This window comes from Rhodoplanes roseus (genome assembly GCF_003258865.1).
GTDB classification, from domain to species: domain Bacteria; phylum Pseudomonadota; class Alphaproteobacteria; order Rhizobiales; family Xanthobacteraceae; genus Rhodoplanes; species Rhodoplanes roseus.
The window spans coordinates 13,438-17,177 of sequence record NZ_NPEX01000120.1 but is presented as its reverse complement, the minus strand read 5'-3'; the positions used below and the strand labels follow the sequence as shown (position 1 = coordinate 17,177).

The 3,740-nt window shown below is 69.6% G+C and carries 3 protein-coding genes; all 3 read right to left on the bottom strand.

Annotated elements, in window-relative coordinates; all coding sequences use genetic code 11:
* The coding region (locus CH341_RS17355) for a hypothetical protein (RefSeq protein WP_425376192.1) at nt 1-701 on the bottom strand (701 nt) is incomplete at its 3' end.
* Nucleotides 702-1,051: 350 nt separating this feature from the next.
* Nucleotides 1,052-2,785 carry an acyl-CoA carboxylase subunit beta gene (locus CH341_RS17350; RefSeq protein ID WP_111420259.1) on the bottom strand — a complete coding sequence of 578 codons (1,734 nt, stop codon included), beginning with the start codon at nt 2,783-2,785 and terminating at the stop codon, nt 1,052-1,054.
* Nucleotides 2,786-2,894: 109 nt separating this feature from the next.
* A complete protein-coding gene (locus tag CH341_RS17345) occupies nt 2,895-3,695 on the bottom strand; it encodes an enoyl-CoA hydratase (RefSeq protein ID WP_111420258.1) in 801 nt (266 codons plus the stop codon).
* Nucleotides 3,696-3,740: the final 45 nt, after the last annotated feature.

Genomic DNA, 3,740 nt, shown 5'->3' with positions numbered 1-3,740 from the left:
GGGGCGACGGCGGTGCGCACCGTCTCGCGACGGGCCGGCGCTTCGGCGCGGACGGCCTCGCGGGCCGGCTCCGAACGGCTCGGCGCCGTGCGGGCGACCACCCGCTCGACCGCCTGGCGCGGCTGCACCGGGCTGACCACGGGCGACGGGCGGCCGCTGCGGGCCGTCACCGGGCTCGCGACCCCGCTGCGCGGCGTCACGCTGCTGGTGACCGGCGTCGGTGCGGTGCGGCGCGGCTCGACCCGGCTGGCGACCCCGCTCGGCGTCACCGGACGCATGAACAGGGACTGCACCGGCACACCCTGCACGGGCAGCGGCTCGGGGATCTTCGGGGCGACCGTGATCGGACGGGCGAAGCGATCGGCGGCCAGGCGGCCGCGCACCGGGCTGACGACGCCGCTCACCACCGGGGTGATCGGGGCTACGACGACGGTCGGGGCGGCCACGGCCGTGGCGACGGCCGGATGGTCGTCGTTGGCGGCCGGCGCGATCTCGACGTCGTGCTTGGTGAGCGACTCGATGTAGCCGCCCGCCATGCGGTAGCCGACGAAGCCGATCGCGGCGAACACCAGCACGCTGGCGATCAGCAGCCGCTGCGAGCCGTCGACCAGCGCGGCATCCGGGGTCGCCGCCATGGCGGCCGTGCTTCCGACCGCAATGGTCGCGAGGAGGACGGCGCCGAGCGCACGCGTCCAGAACATCCGATCGTATCCGCGGGGTGCCGAGTCAGTGGGCATGGTCCGTCTCCAGCTTGAAAATAATTACAACCGTACGAGCACTCGCCCGGCAGCGGGAAGGCCCCGGGCCGGACGCGGAAATCCTGACGAATCACATCAGGAAGCATGATTAACACATTCCGATACCGTGCTTAAATTCTGATGGTTAATGAATCATTAAAATGCGCCTGAAGGTGGTAACGCGGGTGCACTGCGGCACCCGCGTGCAACCCGGCTCACGATCCGGATAAGCCAAGCGAGTCAGGAGGAAAGGGCCGGCGGAACCGACCCTTGTCCACAGCCTGGGCGTGCAGCGCCCCCGGCGACCGCGACGCTCAGCCGCGGATCAGCCGCGGCAGCAGCATCTGGTGGCGGGGGCAGAGCGAGCCGGGATTCTGGTAGGCGGCGCCGGCGAACGCGGTGAGGTAGCTGCGCAGGCTGCCGAGGTCGACGATCTCGTCGACCAGCCCGTGCTTGGCGCACCAGGCCGGGCGCGACGTGTCGTAATAGCGCTTCGCCATCTCGTTCATCTTGTCGGCGATCGGCTGCAGCGGCTTGCCGGCGTCCTTGTCCTTGACGGCGCGCCGCGCGTAGCTGGCCACCGCCGCGGTCTCGCCGTGCATGACGTAGATCTCGGTCGCCGCGGTGCCGAGCGTGAAGGCGTTCTGCCGGTTGGCGGTCGGGCCGCCCATGATGTAGTGGGCGGCGGCGGAGCCCTTGCGCAGCACCACCAGCATCATCGGCAGGTCGGTCGCCTGGATGGAGTAGACCAGCGACTGGCCGAGGCCGAGGAGCTCGGCCCGCTCGGCGACGTCGCCGACGTCGATGCCGGTCGTGTCCTGCAGCCACACGATCGGCACGCGGTCGCGCCCGCAATGGGTGACGAACTCGCTCATCTTGATCAGGCCCTGGCGGTACAGCTTGCCGCCGATGCCCGGATAGTCGGCATATTCGGGATAGCCGCGCGGAAGAACGCCCTGGCGGTTGGCGATCACGCCGACCAGCAAGCCGTCGATCTTGACCAGGCCGGTGAACACCTCGGGCCCGTAGCCGGGCCGGAACTCCATGGTCTCGCTGCCGTCGACCAGGCGCGCCAGGACGTCCTCGACCGAGTAGGTCTCGCCCTGGTCGAAGGGCAGCAGATGATAGAGGTCGGTCGCCGGGAAGCGCGGTTCGGCCGGCTCGGCCACGCGGAAGAACGCCGGATCGTAGGCCGGCAGCATCTTCATGTAGTCCTTGATGCCTTCGAGGACGCCGATCTCCTCCTCGTAGACGCGGGTGAAGAAGCCGGTGTGCTCGAAATGCGTCGCGACGCTGCCGGGCGGACGCTCGCGCATGGTGCGCGTCTTGGCGATCAGCTCCTCCAGCACGGCGGCGTCGAAGCCGCCCTTGGGCGCCATGCCGGACACGATGCCGACGCCGCCGACCGCGATGTTGGCGTCCTTGTGGGCGATCAGGATGGTCGGCGAGATCGCCTGATAGCCGCCGCCGGCCGGATTGGTGCCGTAGACGCCGGCCAGGATCGGGATGCCGAGCTGCTCGAGCTCGGCGTGGCGGTAGAACGGCGTGCCGCTGCCGCGCCGGCCGCCGTAGAACTTCTCCTGCTCCGGCATCTTCACGCCGCTGCAGTTCACCAGCCACACCAGCGGCACGCGCAGCCGCTTGGCCAGATCCGTGACCTTGAGGATGTTCTCGGACTGGCCGGGGATCCAGGCGCCCGCCATCACCTTGTTGTCGAAGCCGATCACCACGGCCCAGCGGCCGGCGATCTTGGCGAGCCCGTCGACCACGTTGGTGGTGCCTTCGACGTTCTCCTCCGGATCGTAGAGGCTGTGCAGCGGATGCCAGGTGCCGGGATCGATCAGATAGCCGAGGCGCTGCCAGATCGTGAGACCGCCGCGCTTGTTGATCTCGGCGGTCGGCAGGCCGACCTCGCGGCGGGCGTCACGCAGAGCGGCGAGCTCGGCCTCGACGGATTCGAGACCCTGCCGGCTCTCCCGCGTGCGGGCCAGGCGGCTCTCCTTCAGAGCCTTTCCGAACTCCGGCATCCGCTCGAAATAGGGTCGCATGCTGCACTCCTGAGAAGACCGCCGCCGAACGGCGGGACGAGGCGGGACGTGTTCGAGCAATCGGCCGGCGCCCGGCCACCGTCAAGAGACGGCGGCGGGCGCGGCCGTTCTATTCGGCGGCTTCGCGATGCGGGCTCGCCGGCTGGTTGAACTCCGGCTTGCGCTTCTCCAGGAAGGCCTGCATGCCCTCGCGCTGGCCGTCCGTTCCGAACAGCGCGTGAAACGCGCGGCGCTCGAAGCGCAGGCCTTCGGCGAGCGGCAGCTCGTGGGCGCGCTGCACGAGTTCCTTCGCGGTCATCACGGCCGGCAGCGACATCGACGCGATGGTCTCGGCCGCCTTCATCGCGACATCCATCAGCTCGGCGAGCGGCACGACGCGCGAGACGAGACCGCAACGCTCCGCCTCGACCGCGTCCATCATGCGGCCGGTCAGCACGAGGTCCATCGCCTTGGCCTTGCCGAGCGCGCGGGTGAGCCGCTGGGTGCCGCCGAGCCCGGGCACGATGCCGAGCGTGATCTCGGGCTGGCCGAACTTCGCATTGTCGGCCGCGATGATCAGGTCGCACTGCATGGCCAATTCACAACCGCCGCCGAGCGCGAAGCCCGCCACCGCCGCGATGGTCGGCTTGCGCGAGCGCGCCGGGCTGTCCCAGTTGGCCATGTAGTTGGCGTTGAAGTTGTCGATGAAGGAGCGCGGCTGCATCTCCTTGATGTCGGCACCGGCCGCGAAGGCGCGCTCCGAGCCGGTGATGACGACGCAGCCGATCTCCTCGGTGCGATCGAAATCCGCGAACGCCGCCCTGAGCTCTTCCGCCAGCGTCGAATTCAGCGCGTTCAGCGCCTTCGGCCGATTCAGCCGGATGACGCCGACGCGTCCCGCTGTCTCGATGATCAAGGTCTCGTAGGTCATGACGTCCGATATCCTGGTCGCGCCGGGCGGCCGCTGCGGCCGCCC